Below are 19,238 nucleotides of genomic sequence, written 5' to 3' on the forward strand. Positions count from 1 at the left end.
CAGTGATTGGGCCACCTTCGGGCAGGTTGCCGCGTTGGAATTGCTGCTGTAACCGTTACACAGGAGGAATTGTGCGGCGGCGCAGCAATGCACGTCGCACCACCGGCTCATTGGATGGAGAACCAAATATGACCAACATCGTCATCGCATCCGCAGCGCGTACCGCTGTAGGTAGCTTCAACGGCTCTTTTGCCAACACCCCTGCCCATGATCTTGGCGCCGCCGTTCTTGAGGCACTGGTCGCACGCGCAGGCATCGACAAAGCGGATGTGTCGGAAACCATTTTGGGTCAGGTTCTGACCGCGGCTCAGGGCCAGAACCCTGCCCGTCAGGCGCACATCAACGCCGGCCTGCCGAAAGAGGCAGCAGCCTGGGGCATCAACCAGGTGTGTGGTTCGGGTCTTCGCGCTGTTGCGCTGGGTGCACAGCACATCCAACTGGGTGATGCGGACATCATCTGTGCCGGTGGCCAGGAAAACATGTCGCTGTCCACACACGCCGCGCACTTGCGCGCTGGCCACAAAATGGGCGACGTAAAGTACATCGACACGATGATCCGCGACGGTCTGTGGGATGCGTTCAACGGCTACCACATGGGCCAGACAGCCGAAAACGTTGCCGAGCAGTGGCAGATCAGCCGCGACATGCAGGACGAATTCGCGCTGGCATCCCAGAACAAGGCCGAAGCGGCCCAGAAGGCTGGCAAGTTCGACGACGAAGTCATCGCCTTCACGATCAAAACCCGCAAAGGCGACATCGTTGTCGATAAAGACGAATACATCCGTCACGGCGTGACACTGGAAAGCATGCAGAAACTGCGTCCGGCCTTCACAAAAGACGGCTCGGTCACAGCGGCCAACGCATCCGGCATCAACGACGGCGCGGCGGGCGTTCTGCTGATGACAGCGGACAACGCAGAAAAGCGCGGTATCGAGCCTCTGGCGCGCATCGTGTCCTACGCGACAGCCGGTCTGGACCCGTCCATCATGGGCGTTGGCCCGATCTACGCATCGCGCAAAGCGCTGGATAAAGCAGGCTGGAAGGCCGAAGACCTGGATCTGGTCGAAGCCAACGAAGCCTTCGCCGCTCAGGCCTGCGCCGTGAACAAGGACATGGGCTGGAACCCCGAGATCGTGAACGTGAACGGTGGTGCAATCGCCATCGGCCACCCGATCGGCGCATCCGGTGCCCGCGTTCTGAACACGCTGCTGTTCGAAATGAAACGCCGCAACGCCAAGAAGGGTCTCGCCACCCTTTGCATCGGCGGCGGTATGGGCGTCGCCATGTGCGTCGAACGTCCGTAACAAACAAAGGCGGGTCGGAAACGACCCGCCTTTTTCTTTTGTACATTGGCGATTGCTTTTTTTAAGATTTTCATCGGGACAAACAGTGGAAACGCGGCCAAATCACGCACAGGAAACGGTGATTTAGCCCATTCGTCTGCTTGACGTCCCCCGCGAAACCTGTTTTTTGAAAAGTAACAATCTTGCAAAAACAATGCAGGTTTGCGCAATAGAATTACTCAGTGCTTGGAGGACAAGACATGGCACGTACAGCATTGGTCACAGGCGGCAGCCGCGGAATCGGCGCTTCGATTTCCAAAGCCCTGAAGGACGCAGGTTATCAGGTTGCGGCAACATTTGCCGGCAACGAAGAAAAAGCCGCGGCTTTCACTGCCGAAACCGGCATCAAGACCTACAAATGGAACGTTGCGGATTATGAAGAATCCAAAGCGGGCCTTGCACAGGTCGAAGCCGATCTGGGCCCCATCGATGTTGTTGTTGCCAACGCTGGCATCACCCGCGACGCACCGTTCCACAAAATGACACCGGAACAGTGGCACGAAGTGGTCGACACAAACCTGACAGGCGTTTTCAACACTGTGCACCCCGTCTGGGGCGGCATGCGTGAGCGTAAGTTTGGCCGTATCATCGTGATCTCGTCGATCAACGGTCAGAAAGGCCAGTTCGCTCAGGTGAACTACGCGGCGACCAAAGCGGGCGATCTGGGCATCGTGAAATCGCTGGCCCAAGAAGGCGCGCGCGCAGGCATCACAGCCAACGCAATCTGCCCGGGCTACATCGCAACAGACATGGTTATGGCGGTTCCGGAAAAAGTCCGTGAATCCATCATCGCGCAAATCCCGACAGGCCGTCTGGGCGAGCCGGAAGAAATCGCGCGCTGCGTTGTGTTCCTTGCGTCCGACGACGCGGGCTTTATCAACGGCTCGACAATCTCGGCAAACGGCGGTCAGTTCTTCGTCTGATCAGACCGACAGTCAAACGCGAAACCCCGTCCAATGTGGCGGGGTTTTGTGTATCAGCGCACAGGATCAGCGCTACAGGTGGAATTTACGCACACCGATTGCGGCCTATATTGCGGACCAAACGCTATAGGAGCTTTCCATGATCCGCGACATTCAGGGCCTTCACCACGTCACATCGCTGGCGTCTGACGCCCAGAAGAACAACGACTTCTTTACCAAAGTGCTCGGCCTGCGCCGCGTCAAAAAGACGGTGAACTTCGACGCGCCCGAGGTCTATCACCTGTACTACGGCGATGAGCTGGGCACGCCAGGCACAGTGATGACGTACTTCCCCTTCCCCGGTGCGCGCCGTGGCCGCGCAGGTATCGGCGAGGTCGGCACGACGGTTTTTGCCATCCCGACCGGTGCTGTCGGCTATTGGCAGGAACGCCTGACCAAAGCAGGCGTCGCCAACATCAGCAGCGACACCTATTTCGGCGCGCCGCGCCTTCGTTTCTCTGGCCCTGATGGCGATGCCTTTGCCGTGGTCGAGGTCGAAAGCGACAGCCGCGAGCCTTGGACAGGAAACGGTATGCCTGCCGATGTGGCCATTCGCGGTTTTCATTCCACCGACATGCGTTTGTGGGATGCGACAGCCACTGCGGAACTGCTGGAATTCATGGGCTACGAAAAGCAGGATCAAAGCGGATCGGTCACGCGTTACCACATCCCCGGCGGCAACGATGCCAATGTGATTGATCTGGCCCAACTGCAGGCATCGCCCGCCGCGCAGGGCGCGGGATCTGTCCATCATGTGGCCTTTGCCGTGGAAAACCGCGCCAAACAGCTGGAAGTGCGCAAGGCGCTGATGGACACAGGATACCAAGTGACGCCTGTGATTGACCGGGATTACTTCTGGGCCATTTACTTCCGCACTCCGGGCGGCGTTTTGTTCGAGATCGCAACAAACGAACCCGGCTTTGACCGCGACGAAGATACAGCGCATCTGGGCGAGGCGCTCAAGCTGCCATCACAGCACGAACATCTGCGCGACTTGCTGGAACAGAAGTATCTGGAGCCGATCCATGACTGATCTGGTCTTTGCTGAAACCAAAGGCACCGTAGGCGCCCCGCTGGTCTTTACCTTCCATGGCACAGGCGGTTCGGAACGACAATTTCACGACTTTGCCCAAAGCTTGATCCCCGGCGCGCATGTGATTTCGCCGCGCGGCACCGTGAACGAACACGGCGCGTTGCGGTATTTCAAACGTACCGGCGAAGGTGTCTATGACATGGACGATCTGCGCGAACGGACCCAAGACATGGCCCGTTTCCTGTCCGATCATAAAACACGTTTGGGCGCGGATCGGGTGGTTGGCCTTGGCTATTCGAACGGCGCCAACATTTTGATGAACGTGATGTTGGAGCATCCGGATATCTTTACCGATGCGATGCTGCTGCACCCGCTGATCCCATGGTCGCCTGCCCCGCAACCGGGTCTGGCGCAGTCGCGCATTCTGATCACGGCGGGCGAAATGGACCCGATCTGTCCGGCCCAGCAGACACGGGCTTTGATTGCCTATCTGGAACAACAAGGCGCGGATATCCGCGCAGACTGGCATTCCGGCGGTCACAACATCATGCAGAACGAAGTCGAAGCCATGACCGATTTCTGCGCCGCGATCACCGCCTGATTCCCCATTGCCCTGAAACCGAAAACGCCCTCATGAAAAATCATGAGGGCGTTGAAACCTACTATCATGCGATGCCTTCAGGCACCGGCCTTATGCGTCAGTGCATCGTCTGAGGAGACAGACGTGTAATTTCTTCTTTAAGCTTAAGCTTTTGCTTTTTCAGTTGGGCCACGCGCAAATCGTCAACGCCGGGCGATCTTTGCGCCTCTTCTACTGCGTCTGACAGAACACGGTGCTTCTTCTTCAGTTCCTGCAAATGCGAACTCAAGCTCATAGTGACCTCCTGTTTGTGAATAGAATTTCAGTGCATCATATTTTTTTTACAAAGTCACGCTGCACGCGCATTCTTGGGCGAGGAATATCAAAAGTATTTAGCAAAAGTTGTGCAGGCGCCTAGAAAGATAGCGCGCCGCCATGGCGTAGGATGGCCCTGATCTCGGGGCGATAGTCATCCCCGTCGGTCATGTGCTGGCGGCCTTGGTGCAAAACGATGGGCGCATGCAAACGGAACGGCGCGCGACCTTCCTTGCGTCCGCGGATCAACACCAACCCCGCATCACGACCTGTGCGCGGCACAAAGGGTTTCACTTCGACCGAGCCCAGATATTTCGCAAATCCGGAAATAAGTTCCGGCAATTTTTCGGCGCGATGGATGAACGTCACGGTGCCACGCGGCGCGGTGCGCTTAGCGGCGGCCTTGATCCAGTCGGCCAAGGGCGTTTCGATGGACAGCCCCGCCTCTTTCCCGCTGTCTTGCGCAGGTACGCGTTGGGACGGATCATAATACGGCGGATTGGCGATCACATGGTCAAACGACATTTGCCGCAGCTCAGCAGACAGATCGCGCAGATCGTTGGTTTCGATCACAGCGTCCAGACCGTTGCTTTCGGCGTTCCAGCGCGCAAGTTCGGAATAGTCAGGCTGTCGTTCGACGCCCCACAGGTGCAATCCGCTAACGCGTGCGCCCAGACACAGCAACGCAGGCCCTGCCCCGCAGCCAAGTTCGAGCACACGGTCACCGGGCTTTGCCGGAACGCTGGCGGCCAGGAAAACAGGGTCAACGCCCGCGCGATATCCAATGCGCGGTTGGCGCAACGTCAGTTTGCCGCCCAAAAAGGCGTCTTGCGTCAGTTCGTCGTCTGAAAAGGTTCTAACCTTCGAATTTAACACCGTTTTCCCAAAGAATTGTTCTTGCACGTGCAAGGTCCTGCGCCCTAACCATAAGGCGGCGTGGCAAAATGCCAATGGACCCTTCGAGCACGCTCATATTTACGTCGAGTTCAAAGGTTTCTATACCCGCGTCGTCCAGCACTGTGCGGGCAAGTGGAATAAGAGTAATATCGGTCGTGCGCAAAAGCTCTTCCATATTTCTCATCTAAACATCGGGGTCGGCCAAAGTCGACCCTTGGGGAGCATCACAATGGGTTTGGATCACACATCTGTAAAACCGCATGAACGCCTCGCTCAGGTCCTGTCGGGCGAGATGGAACAGGTGAACACGCTGATCCGCGACCGGATGGCATCGGAACATGCCCCGCGCATCCCCGAAGTGACGGCCCATCTGGTTGAGGCCGGCGGCAAGCGCCTGCGCCCCATGCTGACACTCGCATCCGCCAAGATGTGTGGTTACGACGGCCCGTATCATATGCATCTGGCGGCCACCGTAGAATTCATTCACACCGCGACCTTGCTGCATGACGATGTCGTCGATGAAAGCGCCCAGCGTCGCGGACGCCCGACGGCAAACCTGCTTTGGGACAACAAATCCAGCGTTTTGGTGGGTGACTATCTGTTCGCCCGATCGTTCCAGTTGATGGTGGAAACCGGATCGCTGCGCGTTCTGGATATTCTGGCCAACGCCTCGGCGACCATTGCCGAAGGCGAAGTTCTGCAACTGTCCGCCGCAACCGACCTGCGCACAGACGAATCCGTTTACCTACAGATCGTGCGCGGCAAAACCGCCGCCCTTTTCTCGGCTGCGATGGAAGTGGGCGGCGTGATTGCAGGCGTCGATGATGCGCTGACACAGGCGCTGTTTGATTACGGCGATGCGTTGGGCATTGCCTTCCAGATTGTGGACGATCTGCTGGATTATCAGGGCGACACGAAAGCCACCGGTAAAAACGTTGGTGACGATTTCCGTGAACGCAAACTGACCCTGCCTGTCATCAAAACCATCGCCAAAGCCGACGATGAAGAACGCGCCTTCTGGAAGCGGACCATCGAGAAAGGCAAACAGGAAGACGGTGATCTGGAACACGCCTTGGATCTTCTGAACCGTCACGGTGCGCTTGAAGCAACGCGCGACGATGCGCTGGAATGGGCTGAAAAAGCGAAGACAGCGTTGTCCGCGATCCCGCAAAGCGATCTGCGCGACATGTTGATTGATCTGGCGGATTACGTGGTCGCGCGGATCAACTGATCACGGGTTCAGCGTAACGGGCGCAACCCACCAATCCGGACGCTTGGCCGCAATGCGCAAGGCCGCCTGTTGGGCGGTCTCCTTATCCGGATAGAGCCCGAAGCACGTTGCCCCCGATCCGGACATCCGCGCCAAGAGCGCATCGTCGAGAACCGCCAGAACATCGTCGATCACAGGCGCAATCTCGCGCGCCGGAGCGGACAAATCATTGCGTTGGCCCGCCAACCAGTCCGCTGCCGCGGTCACATCGGCAAAGTCCGGGATGACGTCTGGCATCGGCGCATTATTCTTTGTCGCCAATCCTTTGAACGCCGCCGGAGTGGGGACACCCACGCGAGGATTGACCAGTACAGCAGGCATGGCGGGCAGTCCTTCGACGGGCATCCGCCCTTCGCCTGCGCCAGAAATACGGGCCGCTTTCGGCTCCAGACACATCGGCACATCAGCCCCCAGTGTCATCGCATTGCCCGGCAGGGGCATTCCCCACATCTCACCCAGCGCGCGCAGCGTGGCCGCCGCATCGGACGATCCGCCGCCGATACCTGCAGCCGACGGCAATTCCTTGTGCAAGTGGATCGACGCACCGCGCACCGGATCCAAGAGGCGCGCGGCTTTCAGAACCAGATTTTCCTCGCCGGTCGGGACACCATCGGCAAAGGGGCCATCGACGCTCAACGCCAGTTCGCTGTTCGGCGATACTTCGATGCGGTCGCCAAAATCGGCGAACACAACCAGCGAATCCAATAGGTGATAGCCGTCAGAGCGTTGGCCCAAGACGTGAAGGGTCAGGTTGATCTTTGCCGGAGCAAAGTCGTTAATTTTTGTCATCAGTTACCATGTTCAGCGGATCAGCGCCTTCTTCTTCAAGAAGCTGATCCAGCCCGACTTCCAATTTGCGCCGGATGCGGTCGGCATCCGCGTCTTCGGACACATTTTCGTAGTCCACAAAACTTAAGGCACGTCGCCACATAAACTGGGCCTCTGTCCGACGGCCAACAGCCCAATAGCTGTCCCCGAGGTGATCGTTCACAACAGGATCGATCGGCATCAGCTCGGCTGCGCGTTCAAGATGTTCGACGGCCTCTTCATAACGCCCGAGTTTGAAAAGAACCCAGCCAAGGCTGTCGACGATATAGCCGCTGCCCGGTTCGGCTGCGACCGCCCGTTCAATCATATCCAAAGCCTCATCCAGCTTGGTCTGCTTTTCGACCAGCGAATACCCCAGATAGTTCAGAACCTGCGGCTGATCGGGGTTCAGGTCCAGCGCGGTGCGAAAGTCGGCCTCGGCCGCCTCCCAGTTGCCGGACCGTTCGTTGGAAATCCCCCGCGCGTAGAACAAGAACCATTGCGACCGCTCGGGTTCGTCGAACAGGTCGATGGCTTTGGCGTAGGCTTCAATGGCGTCGTCATATTCGTTCAATGACCGCTTCAAGTCGGCTAAGGTCGATTGCACGACGGGCAAATCGCCGTGGGTCTCCGCAAGGCTTTCCAACACTTCCACCGCCGCATCGGTGCGGCCAGCAGCGCGAAGGGCACCTGCCCGCCCCAGTTCCGCCGCATGGAACGCCGGATCGTCGCGTTCGACATCACGGTAGGCATCGACGGCCAGTTCGTATTGGCCAAGACGTTCAAGCAATTCGGCCGTCATCAACGCCGCTTCGAAGTGGTCGCTGCGCAGGTGTTCGGCGATGCGTGCATAAAGAAGCGTGAAATCGTCAGACGCATCCTGCGCCAGCGCCTCGGCCAATGAGAAGAAGGATTCAGCCAACCCGTCCTTGGCAGAGCGAACCACGTTAAACGGCAGGGTTTCGCCCGCCTCAAGCGCGGCTTTTACGCTGCGCAATTCCGGGTCCATCTGGGCGTTAAAGGACTGATCCAGAAAATTGAGCGCTTCCTGATTACGCTCAAGCTGGCTCAGGATCGACAAACGCGCGATGACGGCGCGGCGGGTGAATTGCAGACCGCCAGCCATGTCCGTCGCAAAGATTTTTTCGGCACCCTCATAATCGCCGACAGATGCCAGTGCCAAAGCCTTGTGATACACCGCAAATGGTTCAAGCCCTTGGGTTTCGCCGACCTTTTCGAAAGCGACTAGCGCGGCGCTCATGTCTCCTTGGCCCAACTGGGACCACGCGGTGATCAATCCGTCAACCAAGGGGCCAACGCCACGGTTCTGCGCAATCATATCGATTGCACCGGCGTAGTCATCCTTGCCAAGGCGTTCGGCCATAACAGCCATCTGCGCGACCTGGCTGGATTGACCGCTTTCCAGAATGCGATTGCCCAGGACTGCCGCCCGCTCCACATTACCCAGAGACAGGTACGACAGCGCGCCGCGATCCATAAATTCGAGGTTGTCGGGATCGAACATCAGGGCGCGGTCAAAATAGCGGGCAGCCTGCTCAAAATCGCCGGTCATGCCCGCCTGACGCGCTGCCAGATAATCACCGGCAACCCCCTGAGCCGCCGACATCGACGGAAGGAAGAGTGCGATTGCCGTTGCCGCGGCTTTAAGCCAGCCTGATTGAGTCATTGTCGCCCTTTCGGCCTCTGTGAGGTGCTTTGCCTTAAACCTAGTCCTCTGCACAGCCACGCGCAATGAGGGGCCCACAAATATGGGCCCCTCATCATAAATCTTACGTTATCACGAAAAGACTTTCACAGCCTCCCAGCGACCAGCCAAAGCCGCTTTGTATGCTGCATCACTCACGCAGCAGAGGAAAATCTACTTAAGAGGAAGTAATAAACCTTACATGCGCAAAATCGCTGTGTTATTCGTGTAATAGTAGAGTTTTCAGATTGACGATGCGTGAAATAGACACATCAGTAAACCTGCCAAGGAAGTTCGTTTTTTATCTTACCTTGGTGGCTATTGTTACGGTGATTGGCCCATTTGGCACATACAACGCCCTTTCCCTTTGGGACAGGTTCGCGTTCTGGCTGGTGGACTTTTCCGCTGTGGCTGTCTTCGCCCATATCGGCGTTTATACTGCGTTTTCCGTAAATCTTTTCAATAAGCTATCGGGCACGACACGATTGTGCATCGGAGGCGTTTTGGGCGCAATCCCGTCTGCTGCGGCTGTCATGTTCATCTACAAGGTTTTCGCACCCGAAGCAGCCGCTGCGCTGATTTACCCCAAGGTATATCTGGAGATCGCAGTGATTTCCGCGCCCATGTTGTTAACTGAATTTGTCGTCATTCCAGCTGTCTTCCAGAAAACAAAAGGCGCCGAGGAAGAGGTTGCCGAACCAGTCGATGGAACGCCGCCAATCGAACCGGCAGCGCCCCTCGCCAAGCAACCAGACCTGCCATCTGCGTTGAAAGACCGCTTGCCGCCAGAGATGCACAGCGCGCGCATTTGCTCAATTTCCATGCAGGATCACTATGCCCACATCACAACAGATCGCGGAAATGCGATGTTGCTGATGCGGATGGGGGATCTTGTCGATCTGCTGAATGGGGTAGACGGCATTCAAATCCACCGCTCACACTGGGTGGCGACTGCGGAAATCGAAAAGATTGAGAAGAACGGGCGCAAGCATCATGTGCATTTGCGGGATGGACGGGTTTTGCCGGTCTCGTCCAACCGGTTGGATCAGGCGCGCGCCCAAATCGAGCGCGCGCAGGAAACTGTCTGATTACATGTTCGGATAGTTCGGACCTTCGCCACCCTGCGGTGTCGTCCAGTTGATGTTCTGACTAGGGTCTTTGATGTCACATGTTTTGCAGTGAACGCAGTTCTGGAAGTTGACGACAAAGCGTGTCTCTTTGCCCTCTTCCTCAACGAACTCGTAAACACCTGCCGGACAATAGCGCGCCGACGGGCCTGCGTATTTGGGCAGGTTAACCTTGACCGGAATGGTCGGGTCTTTCAGCTGCAGGTGCGGAGGCTGCTGTTCTTCGTGGTTCGTGAACGAGAAGCTGACGTTGGTCAGGCGGTCAAAGCTAAGCTTGCCATCGGGCTTGGGATAATCGATCGGTTCGAAATCCTTGGCCTCGCCTGTGGCATCCGCATCGGTTTTGCCGTGGCCGATTGTGCCCAGCAGCGAGAAGCCGAATGTGTTGGTCCACATGTCCAGACCGCCCACCATCAGCGATGCGACCAGACCGTACTTGGACCACAGCGGTTTCACGTTGCGGACCTTCTTCAGGTCTTTACCAATCGCGCCTTCGCGGACTTCGACCTCATAGTCGTTCAGTTCATCACCCGAACGATCCGCCTTGATCGCGGCAAAGGCGGCTTCTGCCGCGGCCTTACCGGACAGCATCGCGTTGTGGTTCCCCTTGATGCGCGGGACGTTGACCATGCCAACGGAACAACCCAGCAGCGCCACACCAGGTGCCACCATCTTGGGCATGGACTGATAACCACCTTCCGAGATTGCACGCGCGCCGTAAGCCACGCGCTTACCGCCTTCAAGCAGCTCGGCGACCATCGGGTGGTGCTTGAAGCGCTGGAATTCCATGTAGGGGAAGAGGTGCGGGTTTTCGTAGTTCAGGTGAACCACGAAGCCGACATAAACCTGATTGTTTTCCAGATGGTAGATGAAGGAACCACCACCGGCGTTCGAACCCAGCGGCCAACCCATGGTGTGGGTGACTGTGCCCTGCTTGTGCTTGGCGGGGTCAACTTCCCAAATCTCTTTCATGCCGATGCCGAATTTCTGCGGCTCTTTACCGGCGGAAAGCTTGTATTTCTCGATCACTTCTTTGGCGAGCGATCCGCGAACACCTTCGGACAGGAACACGTACTTGCCGTGAAGCTCCATGCCTGGCTCGTATCCATCGCCCGGTGTGCCATCGGGGTTCTTGCCGAATTCACCGGCAACCACGCCTTTGACTTCGCCATTGTCGCCGTACACCAGTTCGGAACAGGCCATGCCCGGGAAAATCTCGACGCCCAGTTCTTCGGCTTGTTCGGCCATCCAGCGGCAGACGTTGCCCATCGAAACGATGTAGTTGCCGTGGTTATTCATCAGCGGCGGCATGGGGAAGTTCGGCACGCGGATCTGGCCAGCTTCGCCCAGCATATAGAAGTTGTCTTCTTTGACCGGCGTGTTCAGCGGTGCGCCTTTTTCTTTCCAGTCAGGGATCAACGCATCCAGACCGCAAGGATCAAGAACAGCACCCGACAGGATGTGCGCACCAACTTCGGAGCCTTTTTCAAGGACAACGACATTCAGCTCCGCATCCAACTGTTTCAACCGGATCGCAGCAGACAGACCCGCCGGGCCCGCACCTACGATTACAACGTCATATTCCATCGCTTCGCGCTGAATATCGGTCATGACACTCCCTCTGCCCACAGAAACGGGCACTCTTGTGAAATAATCTTGCGTGACGAGGTAACGACCGACACCGCCAAGGTCAATTGTGACACGGCGTCTCGGGACCAAATGATGTGATGATAGCGCGAACGCCCGCCAATTTTTCTAGCAGCACTTGCCAAGTGCTTTGCACTGCAACACTGTTGCATCGCCCGACACCCCGTGATTAGGACACGGCATAACCAGTGACAGCGTTGCGATCCGTCGTGATGCAACCTCCGGGAAAGAAAATGGAAAAACTACCGATGACCCGCGCGGGGGCCACCGCGCTAGAAGTTGAATTGAAAAAGCTCAAGTCCGAAGAGCGTCCCGCCATTATTCAGGCGATCGCAGAGGCACGCGAACTGGGCGACCTGAAAGAGAACGCCGAATACCATTCCGCGCGTGAAAAACAGGGTTTTATTGAAGGCCGCATCAAAGAGATTGAAGGCGTTCTGGGTCTGGCCGAGGTCATCGACCCGACCAAACTGAGCGGCTCGATCAAATTCGGCGCGACCGTCACATTGGTTGACGAAGACACCGACGAAGAAAAAACTTGGCAGATCGTTGGCGAACATGAAGCCAACATCGAAAAAGGCCTTTTGAACATCAAATCCCCCATCGCCCGCGCCCTGATCGGCAAGGACGAAGGTGACAGCGTCGAAGTACGCACACCGGGTGGCGAGAAAAGCTACGAAGTGCTCAAGATTGAATACATCTGATCAAAGGTGCAGCTGATATGGCTGACAACAGTCAGAAAAAATCCGGTTTGGGCCTAAGCGACCGCCAGTCTGCCGAAGCAACGCGCGCGGTTGATCGGGCGGCTTTGGGCATTGGCATTGTGTGGCTTTTGCTGTCCGCAGGCTATTTCCTGTTCTTCAGTCAGGACGGGCTGGATGGCGTGCGCTTTCTGCTGATCCTGATGGTCGTGTTTATGCCGGTTGCCATGATCTGGGTTGCCGCCATGGCCATGCGCGCCGCCCGTATCATGGAGGCCGAAAGCGCCCGCTTGCAGGCCGCTGTGGACGCGCTGCGTAAGGCTTATGTGACCCAGTCCAAAGCATCATCGCCGAACGAACAACTGCCCGCTGTGTCGATCGCGAAAAAGCTGGATGAAATCGCCGCGGCCCAACGCAAAACCGAAACGGCCTTGGCGACCTTCACCACAGTGCGTCACCAGAACCCCGCGCCGCTGGCGTCTGATCCGTCCGATCCGAACGGCGGCGACCAGCCTGCGCTGGCGCTTGGCACACCGGCCGAAGCGATTGGCCAGCCGCTGAGCACCGCTCAGTTGATCCGCGCGCTGAACTTTCCAGAGACGGCGGATGATTCCGAAGGGTTCGCCGCCCTGCGCCGCGCGCTGAAAGATCGCCCGACAGCCCAACTGGTTCAGGCCAGTCAGGATGTGCTGACGCTGCTTAGCCAAGACGGCATCTATATGGACGATCTGCGCCCCGATCTGGCCCGCCCCGAGTTGTGGCGGCGTTTTGCGCAAGGTGAACGTGGACGCGTGATTGCAGCGCTTGGCGGTGTGCGCGACCGGTCTTCGCTGGCACTGACCAACGCGCGGATGAAGAAAGACCCGATCTTCCGCGATGCGACACACCACTTCCTGCGCCTCTACGATAAAGCGCTGGCGCAGTTCGAAAAGACGGCAACCGACGAAGAACTGGCCGATTACACCATGACCCGCACATCGCGCGCGTTCATGCTGTTGGGCCGCGTTGCGGGCACCTTCGACTAAAGCCCGAAACTGCCATAGGGGATGAAGCGCACCAGATCGCCCTCGGCGATATCCGCCGCTTCGTCCCCGATTTCAACCAGCCCTTCCGCCCAGCTAAGCCCCGACACGCGCCCTGACCCCTCAGAGGCAAACACCTCGGCCTTGCCGTTGCGCAGGCGGGCACGCAGGTATTCACGCCGTCCGGGTTTCTTGCGTTTGGTAAAGGCCGCAGGCACGTCGAACCCTTCGGGCGAAATCCAGCCTGCCCCTGACAACGCCGACATCGCCGGACGCGCAAAGATCAGCGAACAGACAAAGGCCGCCACCGGATTTCCCGGCAGGCCAAAGACGGGAACGCCGTTCCACATGCCCAGCGCCAAGGGACGACCGGGTTTCAACGCGATCCGCCATTCCTGCATCGCACCTGCTTCACGTAGCAGAGCCGACATGTGGTCCTCGTCCCCTGCCGAAGCACCGCCGGACGTCAGGATCACGTCTGCCTTGGTCGCAGCATCGTCCAGAATTGCGCGCAAGGCGTCGCGGTCATCGGGCGCGCGGCCCATGTCGACGGCTTCGTACCCCCAAGCCTCGGCCAAGGAACACAGCATCGGGCGGTTGGCGTCGTAAATCTGCCCTGCGCCCGCCTGTGCCCCTGCCTCGACCAGTTCGTCGCCGGTTGACAAGACAGCCACCCGCAGCCGTTCAAAGACTGGAACCGTGCCATGCCCCACGGACGCCGCGAGTGCCAATTCGGGCGGACGCAATTTGGTGCCCACGGGGATCGCCACTTGGCCAACGGCCATATCCTCGCCCGCCTTCCGCGTGTTGGCCCCACGGCGCAGACCACCCCGAAACGCGACCTGCGCGCTGTCCGCACTGCAGTCCTCATCCAGCACGACAGTGTCCACACCGTCAGGCAGATCAGCGCCCGTCAGAACGCGGATCGCGTGGCCTTGGGGGACCTTGCCGTCATAAGGCACCCCCGCGGCAGAGCGGCCTTGAACCAAGGGCAGAACGTTGTCGCCATCGGACATCGCGGCATGGGCAAAGCCGTAGCCATCCACCGCCGTATTAGGATGCGGCGGATTTGCGCGTTTGGCCAGTAGATCAACGGCCAGAACACGGCCACGGGCATCAGTCAGCGCGACATCCTGCTGCCCCACCACCGTATGCAACCGATCACGCAGCATCGCCAAAGCATCGTCCACAGGCGTCCAGTCGACACCCGCCGGCAAGGCAAAACAATCGTTCCGCAGGGGCGGTGGCCGCAGACCTGCGGCGTCGTTCAATTCGTCTTCAAAGCCCAAGCCCAGTATCCAACCTTCTTCCGGTGCGTTGACATCCAACATCTCAGCCAAGCGCGCGGGGGGCAACGCAGAAAGCGCACGGGCCAGTAACCTGACCTGATGCGCATCGCGAATACCGCCCAAAGCTTCGGCAGATTTCACAGAAGAATTAATAAGCCCCGGCCAGATTTCGACAAATGCCACAGGCGCGTCCAGTTTTTGAAACGGCCAGACAGCGACCTGCATTTCGCTCCGCAACCGATTGAGCACCGCCAGACCCGTAAACACCTGACCGCCAACGGCCCCTGCGCCACCCATCTGCCAACAGGTAAAGGCGCCTTTTGCCATGGCGTCACAGGCACGATGTTCGGACATTCCGTGACCTGTGCGCGTGTCTTTGCGTGGCAGATGGGCAAAGTCCTGCTTCAACGCATTGAACCAGAACGGCCCCACGCCCGCAAACTGCGCGTTGATCTGGTCGGCCAAAGCAAAGCGGTTGTTACCCTTGGGCGTATCATCAAGGTTCTGTTCGACCCAATCCCAAACGGCAAAAGGATCGTCCTGCCCTGTCAAAGCCAGCGCGAAGCCAGCGGGGTAGCCGAAAGGAAAGTCAAAGCCGATCAACAGGCGCTGGCCAAGCGCCTGAGCGTCATCAATCAACGCCCGCAGACGATCCTCTGCCACTACGCGATTGCGTAAGTATTCTGGCTCGGCCCCGTGTTCACACAGCCAGATCGCGTCCTTGCGCGGCTTGGGCCCTGTGTCATTGCCGCCCGACCAATCGACCACCACAAAGCGGTCGAAGCGGGTCACAGGCCGACTTCCCCGAGGATAAAGTCCGCGATGGCCTTTGTGTCGTTCAGATCAAACACCGGCCGATCCAGTTCCAGCGGCGTGTCCGAGGCAACCGCGCGGATGGTTGGATCATCGGGCGCGATCAGCGGATTACCCGGTTCCTGACGGTGCGCTTCGACCTTGGGATGACGATCGCGTTTATAACCCTCGATCAGCACAAGATCGACGGGCGACAGGCGTTTCAGCAAGTCATCAAGGCTCGGCTCATCCTGATCGCGCAGTTCCTGCATCAGGGCGACGCGGTTGCGCGATGACAACAATACCTCGCGCGCGCCTGCTTCGCGGTGGCGATAGCTGTCGCGACCAGGGTGGTCTACATCAAAGCTGTGATGGGCGTGTTTCACCGTGCTGACGGAAAATCCGCGCGCTGTGATTTCGGTCACCAGCCGTTCCATCAGCCCTGTTTTGCCCGCGTTTTTCCAACCCGTGACCCCGTAGATTTTCATGAAACAAGCGCCTCGGCTTTGGCCAGATCCTCTGGCGTATTGACGTTAAAAAACGGATCGCCCGCGTCTGTCGGAAACAGCGCCTCGCGTCCGTCGTGTTGTTCGGTCCAGATCACCACCTTGGCCCCGCCCCCTTCCAGAAACTTGCGCAGGTCGTCGCGTAGGGCAACCGGCCAAAGGCCGAAGGTGGGATGCCGTATCAGGCCGGACTGGGATTTCGATTTGGTCTTGGCCTCGCCCTTGGTGGCAGCCAGCGCCAAGGGGTGCGCCATCCCGTCGGCGGCCAGCAACAATTGCGGCACCAGATCGCAAGGAAAAAACGGCGTGTCGGCGGCAACGGTGACAATGGTTTCCGCGCCCTGCTCTGCCGCCCAATCCAGACCGGCCAGAACGCCCGCTAAGGGGCCTGCATAGCCGTCGATACTATCGGCAATCACGGGCAGGCCATAGTCCGCAAACCGCGCGGCATCGCCATTGGCGTTCAGCGCACAACCGGCGACCTGCGGTTCCAGCCGGTCGATCACATGGGACAGCAGGGTTTTGCCCCCGACAGTCAGCAGCCCCTTATCACCACCGCCCATGCGCGTGGCCTGACCACCCGCCAGAATAACGCCCAAAGGTTGCTTCATGCCGCGCCCTTCCGACCGGATTTCTTGGCCTCGTCCGGCACCGCGTCAGGATCGATGTCCCATTCCAGCCGGTCCTCGCCACTAAGGCAAACAAAGCGTTTGCCGCGCATCCGTCCGATACAGGTCAAACCTACCTGACGCGCGATATCGACGCCCCAAGCCGTGAACCCCGAGCGTGACGCCAGAACGGGAATGCCCATCAACGCGGTTTTGATCACCATTTCCGATGTCAGTCGCCCCGTCGTGTAAAGGATTTTGTCGTCGGCTGAGATACCGTTCAGAAACATCCAACCGGCGATCTTATCCACCGCGTTATGACGCCCCACATCCTCCATATAGACCAGCGGCTGATCGCCTTGGCATAGAACCGTGCCGTGGATCGCGCCTGCCTCCAGATACAGCGACGGGGTCGTGTTGATCTTGTGCGCAAGGCCGTACAGCCATGAGGTTTTCACAGGCGTCTGCGGCAGTTGAACCTGATCCAACCCCTCCATCATGTCGCCAAAGACGGTGCCTACAGCGCAGCCCGAAGTGCGGGTCTTTTTCTTGACCTTTTCTTCATAGGTCGTGGCCGACGCTGTGCGCACAACGACTGTCTCAAGCTCTTCGTCATAGTCGATGCCGGTGATCTCTTCGTCGTCTTTCAGCATCCCCTGATTGCGCAGGAAACCGACCGCAAGAAAGTCGGGATAATCCCCGATGGTCATGGCGGTCACAACCTCTTGGCTATTCAGATAGATTGTCAGCGGGCGTTCCTCGACCACGGAAATCTGCGTTTCTGCACCTGTGTGGTCAATGCCGGTGACTGCGCGGGTCAACCCGTTTCCTGCGGGATCAGGTGCAATCACGTAGTTGGCTTTTTCGTGAAGCTCTGCCAATTGCATCTTCCTTTTCACGGGTCTACGGCTGTTTTGATCAGATTAGGACAGAGTGATGGTGGCCACGAGCACAAAGTCAAGTTTCTGGCGCGGTTTTCGAACTGGCGTGCCGTTTCTTATGGTGATTATCCCCTTCGGTCTGCTGTTCGGGATCGTCGCCACGGACGCGGGCATGAGCAGTTTTGAAGCGCTGGCTTTTTCCGTTGTGGTTATCGCTGGCGCCGCCCAGTTCACCGCTGTTCAGCTTTTGCAGGATCAGGCCCCGATGGTTGTTGTTCTGGCATCGGCCATTGCGGTGAACCTTCGGATGGCGATGTATTCCGCCTCGATGACCCCGCACCTTGGCCGACTGCCGCTTTGGAAGCGCGCGATGACCGCGTATTTCCTTGTGGATCAGGTCTATGCCAGCGCGATCCTTGAATACGAGGAACGCCCGCAGCTGACACTTGCCGAAAAATTCGCATTCTTCATGGGGGTCGTGACACCGATTTGCCTGCCTTGGTATGTGGCGACAGTGGCCGGCACGATTGTTGGCAACGCGATCCCGCCTGAACTGGGTCTGGATTTTGCCGTGCCCATCACCTTCCTTGCGATGATCGGGCCGATGCTGCGCACCCGTGCACACGTCTGGGCGGCCATCGCCGCCGTGGCAGGGGCGCTGGCCTTTGTATGGTTGCCTTTCAATCTGGGCCTGATGGTGGGGGCCATCGCAGGCATGATCACAGGCGCCTACGCCGAAACCCGCGCAGAGGAGGCCAAAGCATGATCCCTGAATGGAAAATCTGGCTGACAATCATCGGTCTCGGCGCAGCAAGCTTTGGCCTGCGCTTTGTGTTCCTTGGTCTGATCGGCGACCGCGCCATGCCTGAATGGGTGCTGCGCCATCTGCGCTATACGGCTGTTGCTGTGTTACCAGCCCTGATCGCGCCACTGGTGCTATGGCCCAGCGCCACGGGCGGCACGTTTGATCCGCTGCGCTTTACTGCGGCGATGGCGACACTGGTGGTGGGCTATAAGACGCGCAACGTCGTGGCCTCGATCCTTGCCGGTGCCGCAATCCTGATTTCGGGGAATTACTTGTTGCCCTGATGCGCTTCGCCGCTTGGACTGGTGACGCTGGCTTCTTCGGGTTTGAAGGCGGCGATCGCCTCGGCCTTATCATCCGAATCGTTTTCGAACAGTTTGCGTTCGGTCACGCCGGGAACCTGAGACATCTGTTTCTGCAGATTGCCCGGGAAGAACGTCGGTTTGATCTGTTCGAATCCCGGAAGCTTGCTGAGCAGGCTGGACGTTGCGTTGGTACAAAACGCACTGGCAACGGTGCCGCGATCCTGCGCCAGACGCAGCGCCATTTCCGCAACCTCAGGCGATACCTCGATCCGCTGGATCACCACGTGATAGGTTTCCCGCGCATGTGCCCGTTCGTAAAAATCGGCAACCTGCGGCGTGATGCCATAAAGAACATCACCACGCTCCGCGATGGCGGGATGTTTGACCGACCCAGCCGGGTCGAACACCACGCGCTGTGATGCGTTGATCATAATGCTGCTGTGTGCGCCGCTGCCCGAGCGGTTTGACACCATCGTGTACAGCGTCAGAGCGGGAGGCCCATCATGGCGATAGGCGAATTGCTGTGTCGTCTCGATAGACACATCGTCCGGACTGTGCGCTGCACAGCCAGACAGTCCAAGGGCCACAACAAGACAAATCGATGCTTTCGATAGCGTCATGAGGCCCTCGGATATTCCGTAAA

At 58.4% G+C, this 19,238-nt stretch carries 21 protein-coding genes; 10 read left to right on the forward strand and 11 right to left on the reverse strand.

Annotated elements, in window-relative coordinates:
* The first annotated feature begins 128 nt into the window (after positions 1-128).
* From AC4FIA_RS00245 to AC4FIA_RS00260, 4 genes are all read left to right on the forward strand, one after another.
* Positions 129-1,304, forward strand: a complete 1,176-nt coding sequence (locus AC4FIA_RS00245; RefSeq protein ID WP_490364251.1) for an acetyl-CoA C-acetyltransferase — start codon at positions 129-131, stop codon at positions 1,302-1,304.
* A gap of 239 nt (positions 1,305-1,543) precedes the next feature.
* Positions 1,544-2,266, forward strand: coding sequence for an acetoacetyl-CoA reductase (phbB, locus tag AC4FIA_RS00250; protein ID WP_103910403.1), 723 nt, complete (start codon positions 1,544-1,546; stop codon positions 2,264-2,266).
* A gap of 139 nt (positions 2,267-2,405) precedes the next feature.
* The gene (locus AC4FIA_RS00255; RefSeq protein ID WP_490364252.1) at positions 2,406-3,338 is read left to right on the forward strand and encodes a VOC family protein; all 933 of its coding nucleotides are present in this window, start codon (positions 2,406-2,408) and stop codon (positions 3,336-3,338) included.
* Positions 3,331-3,939, forward strand: a complete 609-nt coding sequence (locus tag AC4FIA_RS00260) for an alpha/beta hydrolase (protein ID WP_490364253.1) — start codon at positions 3,331-3,333, stop codon at positions 3,937-3,939. Before AC4FIA_RS00255 ends, AC4FIA_RS00260 begins: the two co-directional genes overlap by 8 nt.
* Positions 3,940-4,036: 97 nt before the next feature.
* On the opposite strand, the gene AC4FIA_RS00265 is transcribed toward AC4FIA_RS00260, so the two are convergent.
* The 3 genes from AC4FIA_RS00265 to AC4FIA_RS00275 all read right to left on the reverse strand — a co-directional run bounded on the left by AC4FIA_RS00265 (position 4,037) and on the right by AC4FIA_RS00275 (position 5,305).
* Positions 4,037-4,213 carry a YdcH family protein gene (locus AC4FIA_RS00265; protein ID WP_103910406.1) on the reverse strand — a complete coding sequence of 59 codons (177 nt, stop codon included), beginning with the start codon at positions 4,211-4,213 and terminating at the stop codon, positions 4,037-4,039.
* Between the two features lie 119 nt (positions 4,214-4,332).
* Positions 4,333-5,109, reverse strand: a complete 777-nt coding sequence (locus AC4FIA_RS00270; protein WP_103910407.1) for a methyltransferase — start codon at positions 5,107-5,109, stop codon at positions 4,333-4,335.
* Positions 5,090-5,305 carry a putative signal transducing protein gene (locus AC4FIA_RS00275; protein ID WP_103910408.1) on the reverse strand — a complete coding sequence of 72 codons (216 nt, stop codon included), beginning with the start codon at positions 5,303-5,305 and terminating at the stop codon, positions 5,090-5,092. Before AC4FIA_RS00275 ends, AC4FIA_RS00270 begins: the two co-directional genes overlap by 20 nt.
* A 54-nt stretch (positions 5,306-5,359) precedes the next feature.
* On the opposite strand from AC4FIA_RS00275, the gene AC4FIA_RS00280 reads away from it, so the two are divergent.
* Entirely contained in the window at positions 5,360-6,361 is a 1,002-nt protein-coding gene (locus tag AC4FIA_RS00280; RefSeq protein WP_490364254.1) for a polyprenyl synthetase family protein, read from the forward strand.
* Here AC4FIA_RS00280 and AC4FIA_RS00285 read toward each other — a convergent pair whose 3' ends face one another.
* Entirely contained in the window at positions 6,362-7,189 is an 828-nt protein-coding gene (locus AC4FIA_RS00285) for a 4-(cytidine 5'-diphospho)-2-C-methyl-D-erythritol kinase (RefSeq protein ID WP_490364255.1), read from the reverse strand.
* On the reverse strand, positions 7,176-8,894 hold the full coding sequence (locus tag AC4FIA_RS00290) for a tetratricopeptide repeat protein (protein ID WP_490364256.1): 1,719 nt from the start codon (positions 8,892-8,894) through the stop codon (positions 7,176-7,178). The genes AC4FIA_RS00285 and AC4FIA_RS00290 overlap by 14 nt, the downstream gene beginning before the upstream one ends.
* A gap of 521 nt (positions 8,895-9,415) precedes the next feature.
* Between AC4FIA_RS00290 and AC4FIA_RS00295 the strand changes: the two genes are divergently transcribed.
* On the forward strand, positions 9,416-10,000 hold the full coding sequence (locus AC4FIA_RS00295) for a LytTR family DNA-binding domain-containing protein (RefSeq protein ID WP_490364257.1): 585 nt from the start codon (positions 9,416-9,418) through the stop codon (positions 9,998-10,000).
* Here AC4FIA_RS00295 and AC4FIA_RS00300 read toward each other — a convergent pair whose 3' ends face one another.
* On the reverse strand, positions 10,001-11,650 hold the full coding sequence (locus AC4FIA_RS00300; RefSeq protein ID WP_490364258.1) for an electron transfer flavoprotein-ubiquinone oxidoreductase: 1,650 nt from the start codon (positions 11,648-11,650) through the stop codon (positions 10,001-10,003). It abuts the gene before it with no gap.
* A 269-nt stretch (positions 11,651-11,919) separates the two neighbouring features.
* Here AC4FIA_RS00300 and greA point away from each other — a divergent pair, with 269 nt between their 5' ends.
* Both greA and AC4FIA_RS00310 read left to right on the forward strand, forming a co-directional pair.
* Complete coding sequence (greA, locus tag AC4FIA_RS00305) at positions 11,920-12,390, forward strand: transcription elongation factor GreA (RefSeq protein WP_287473444.1); 471 nt, start codon at positions 11,920-11,922, stop codon at positions 12,388-12,390.
* Positions 12,391-12,407: 17 nt separating this feature from the next.
* Positions 12,408-13,412 (forward strand): hypothetical protein, encoded by a 1,005-nt coding sequence (locus tag AC4FIA_RS00310; RefSeq protein WP_490364259.1) that lies wholly within the window; start codon positions 12,408-12,410, stop codon positions 13,410-13,412.
* On the opposite strand, the gene AC4FIA_RS00315 is transcribed toward AC4FIA_RS00310, so the two are convergent.
* Genes AC4FIA_RS00315 through AC4FIA_RS00330 form a run of 4 tightly spaced genes read right to left on the reverse strand, consistent with a single transcriptional unit; the run spans position 13,409 to position 17,491 of the window.
* A complete protein-coding gene (locus AC4FIA_RS00315) occupies positions 13,409-15,490 on the reverse strand; it encodes a molybdopterin-binding protein (RefSeq protein ID WP_490364260.1) in 2,082 nt (693 codons plus the stop codon). The genes AC4FIA_RS00310 and AC4FIA_RS00315 overlap by 4 nt on opposite strands.
* The gene (gene mobB, locus AC4FIA_RS00320) at positions 15,487-15,978 is read right to left on the reverse strand and encodes a molybdopterin-guanine dinucleotide biosynthesis protein B (protein ID WP_103910416.1); all 492 of its coding nucleotides are present in this window, start codon (positions 15,976-15,978) and stop codon (positions 15,487-15,489) included. Before mobB ends, AC4FIA_RS00315 begins: the two co-directional genes overlap by 4 nt.
* The gene (mobA, locus tag AC4FIA_RS00325) at positions 15,975-16,607 is read right to left on the reverse strand and encodes a molybdenum cofactor guanylyltransferase MobA (RefSeq protein WP_490364261.1); all 633 of its coding nucleotides are present in this window, start codon (positions 16,605-16,607) and stop codon (positions 15,975-15,977) included. The genes mobB and mobA overlap by 4 nt, the downstream gene beginning before the upstream one ends.
* Complete coding sequence (locus AC4FIA_RS00330) at positions 16,604-17,491, reverse strand: formate dehydrogenase accessory sulfurtransferase FdhD (RefSeq protein WP_490364262.1); 888 nt, start codon at positions 17,489-17,491, stop codon at positions 16,604-16,606. The genes mobA and AC4FIA_RS00330 overlap by 4 nt, the downstream gene beginning before the upstream one ends.
* A gap of 49 nt (positions 17,492-17,540) precedes the next feature.
* Between AC4FIA_RS00330 and AC4FIA_RS00335 the strand changes: the two genes are divergently transcribed.
* Entirely contained in the window at positions 17,541-18,251 is a 711-nt protein-coding gene (locus tag AC4FIA_RS00335) for an AzlC family ABC transporter permease (RefSeq protein ID WP_103910419.1), read from the forward strand.
* Positions 18,248-18,574, forward strand: coding sequence for an AzlD domain-containing protein (locus tag AC4FIA_RS00340; protein WP_103910420.1), 327 nt, complete (start codon positions 18,248-18,250; stop codon positions 18,572-18,574). The genes AC4FIA_RS00335 and AC4FIA_RS00340 overlap by 4 nt, the downstream gene beginning before the upstream one ends.
* Here AC4FIA_RS00340 and AC4FIA_RS00345 read toward each other — a convergent pair.
* On the reverse strand, positions 18,559-19,215 hold the full coding sequence (locus AC4FIA_RS00345) for a hypothetical protein (protein WP_287473450.1): 657 nt from the start codon (positions 19,213-19,215) through the stop codon (positions 18,559-18,561). The two genes, AC4FIA_RS00340 and AC4FIA_RS00345, sit on opposite strands and share 16 nt — an antisense overlap.
* Positions 19,216-19,238: the final 23 nt, after the last annotated feature.

Source organism: Thalassococcus sp., from assembly GCF_982780845.1.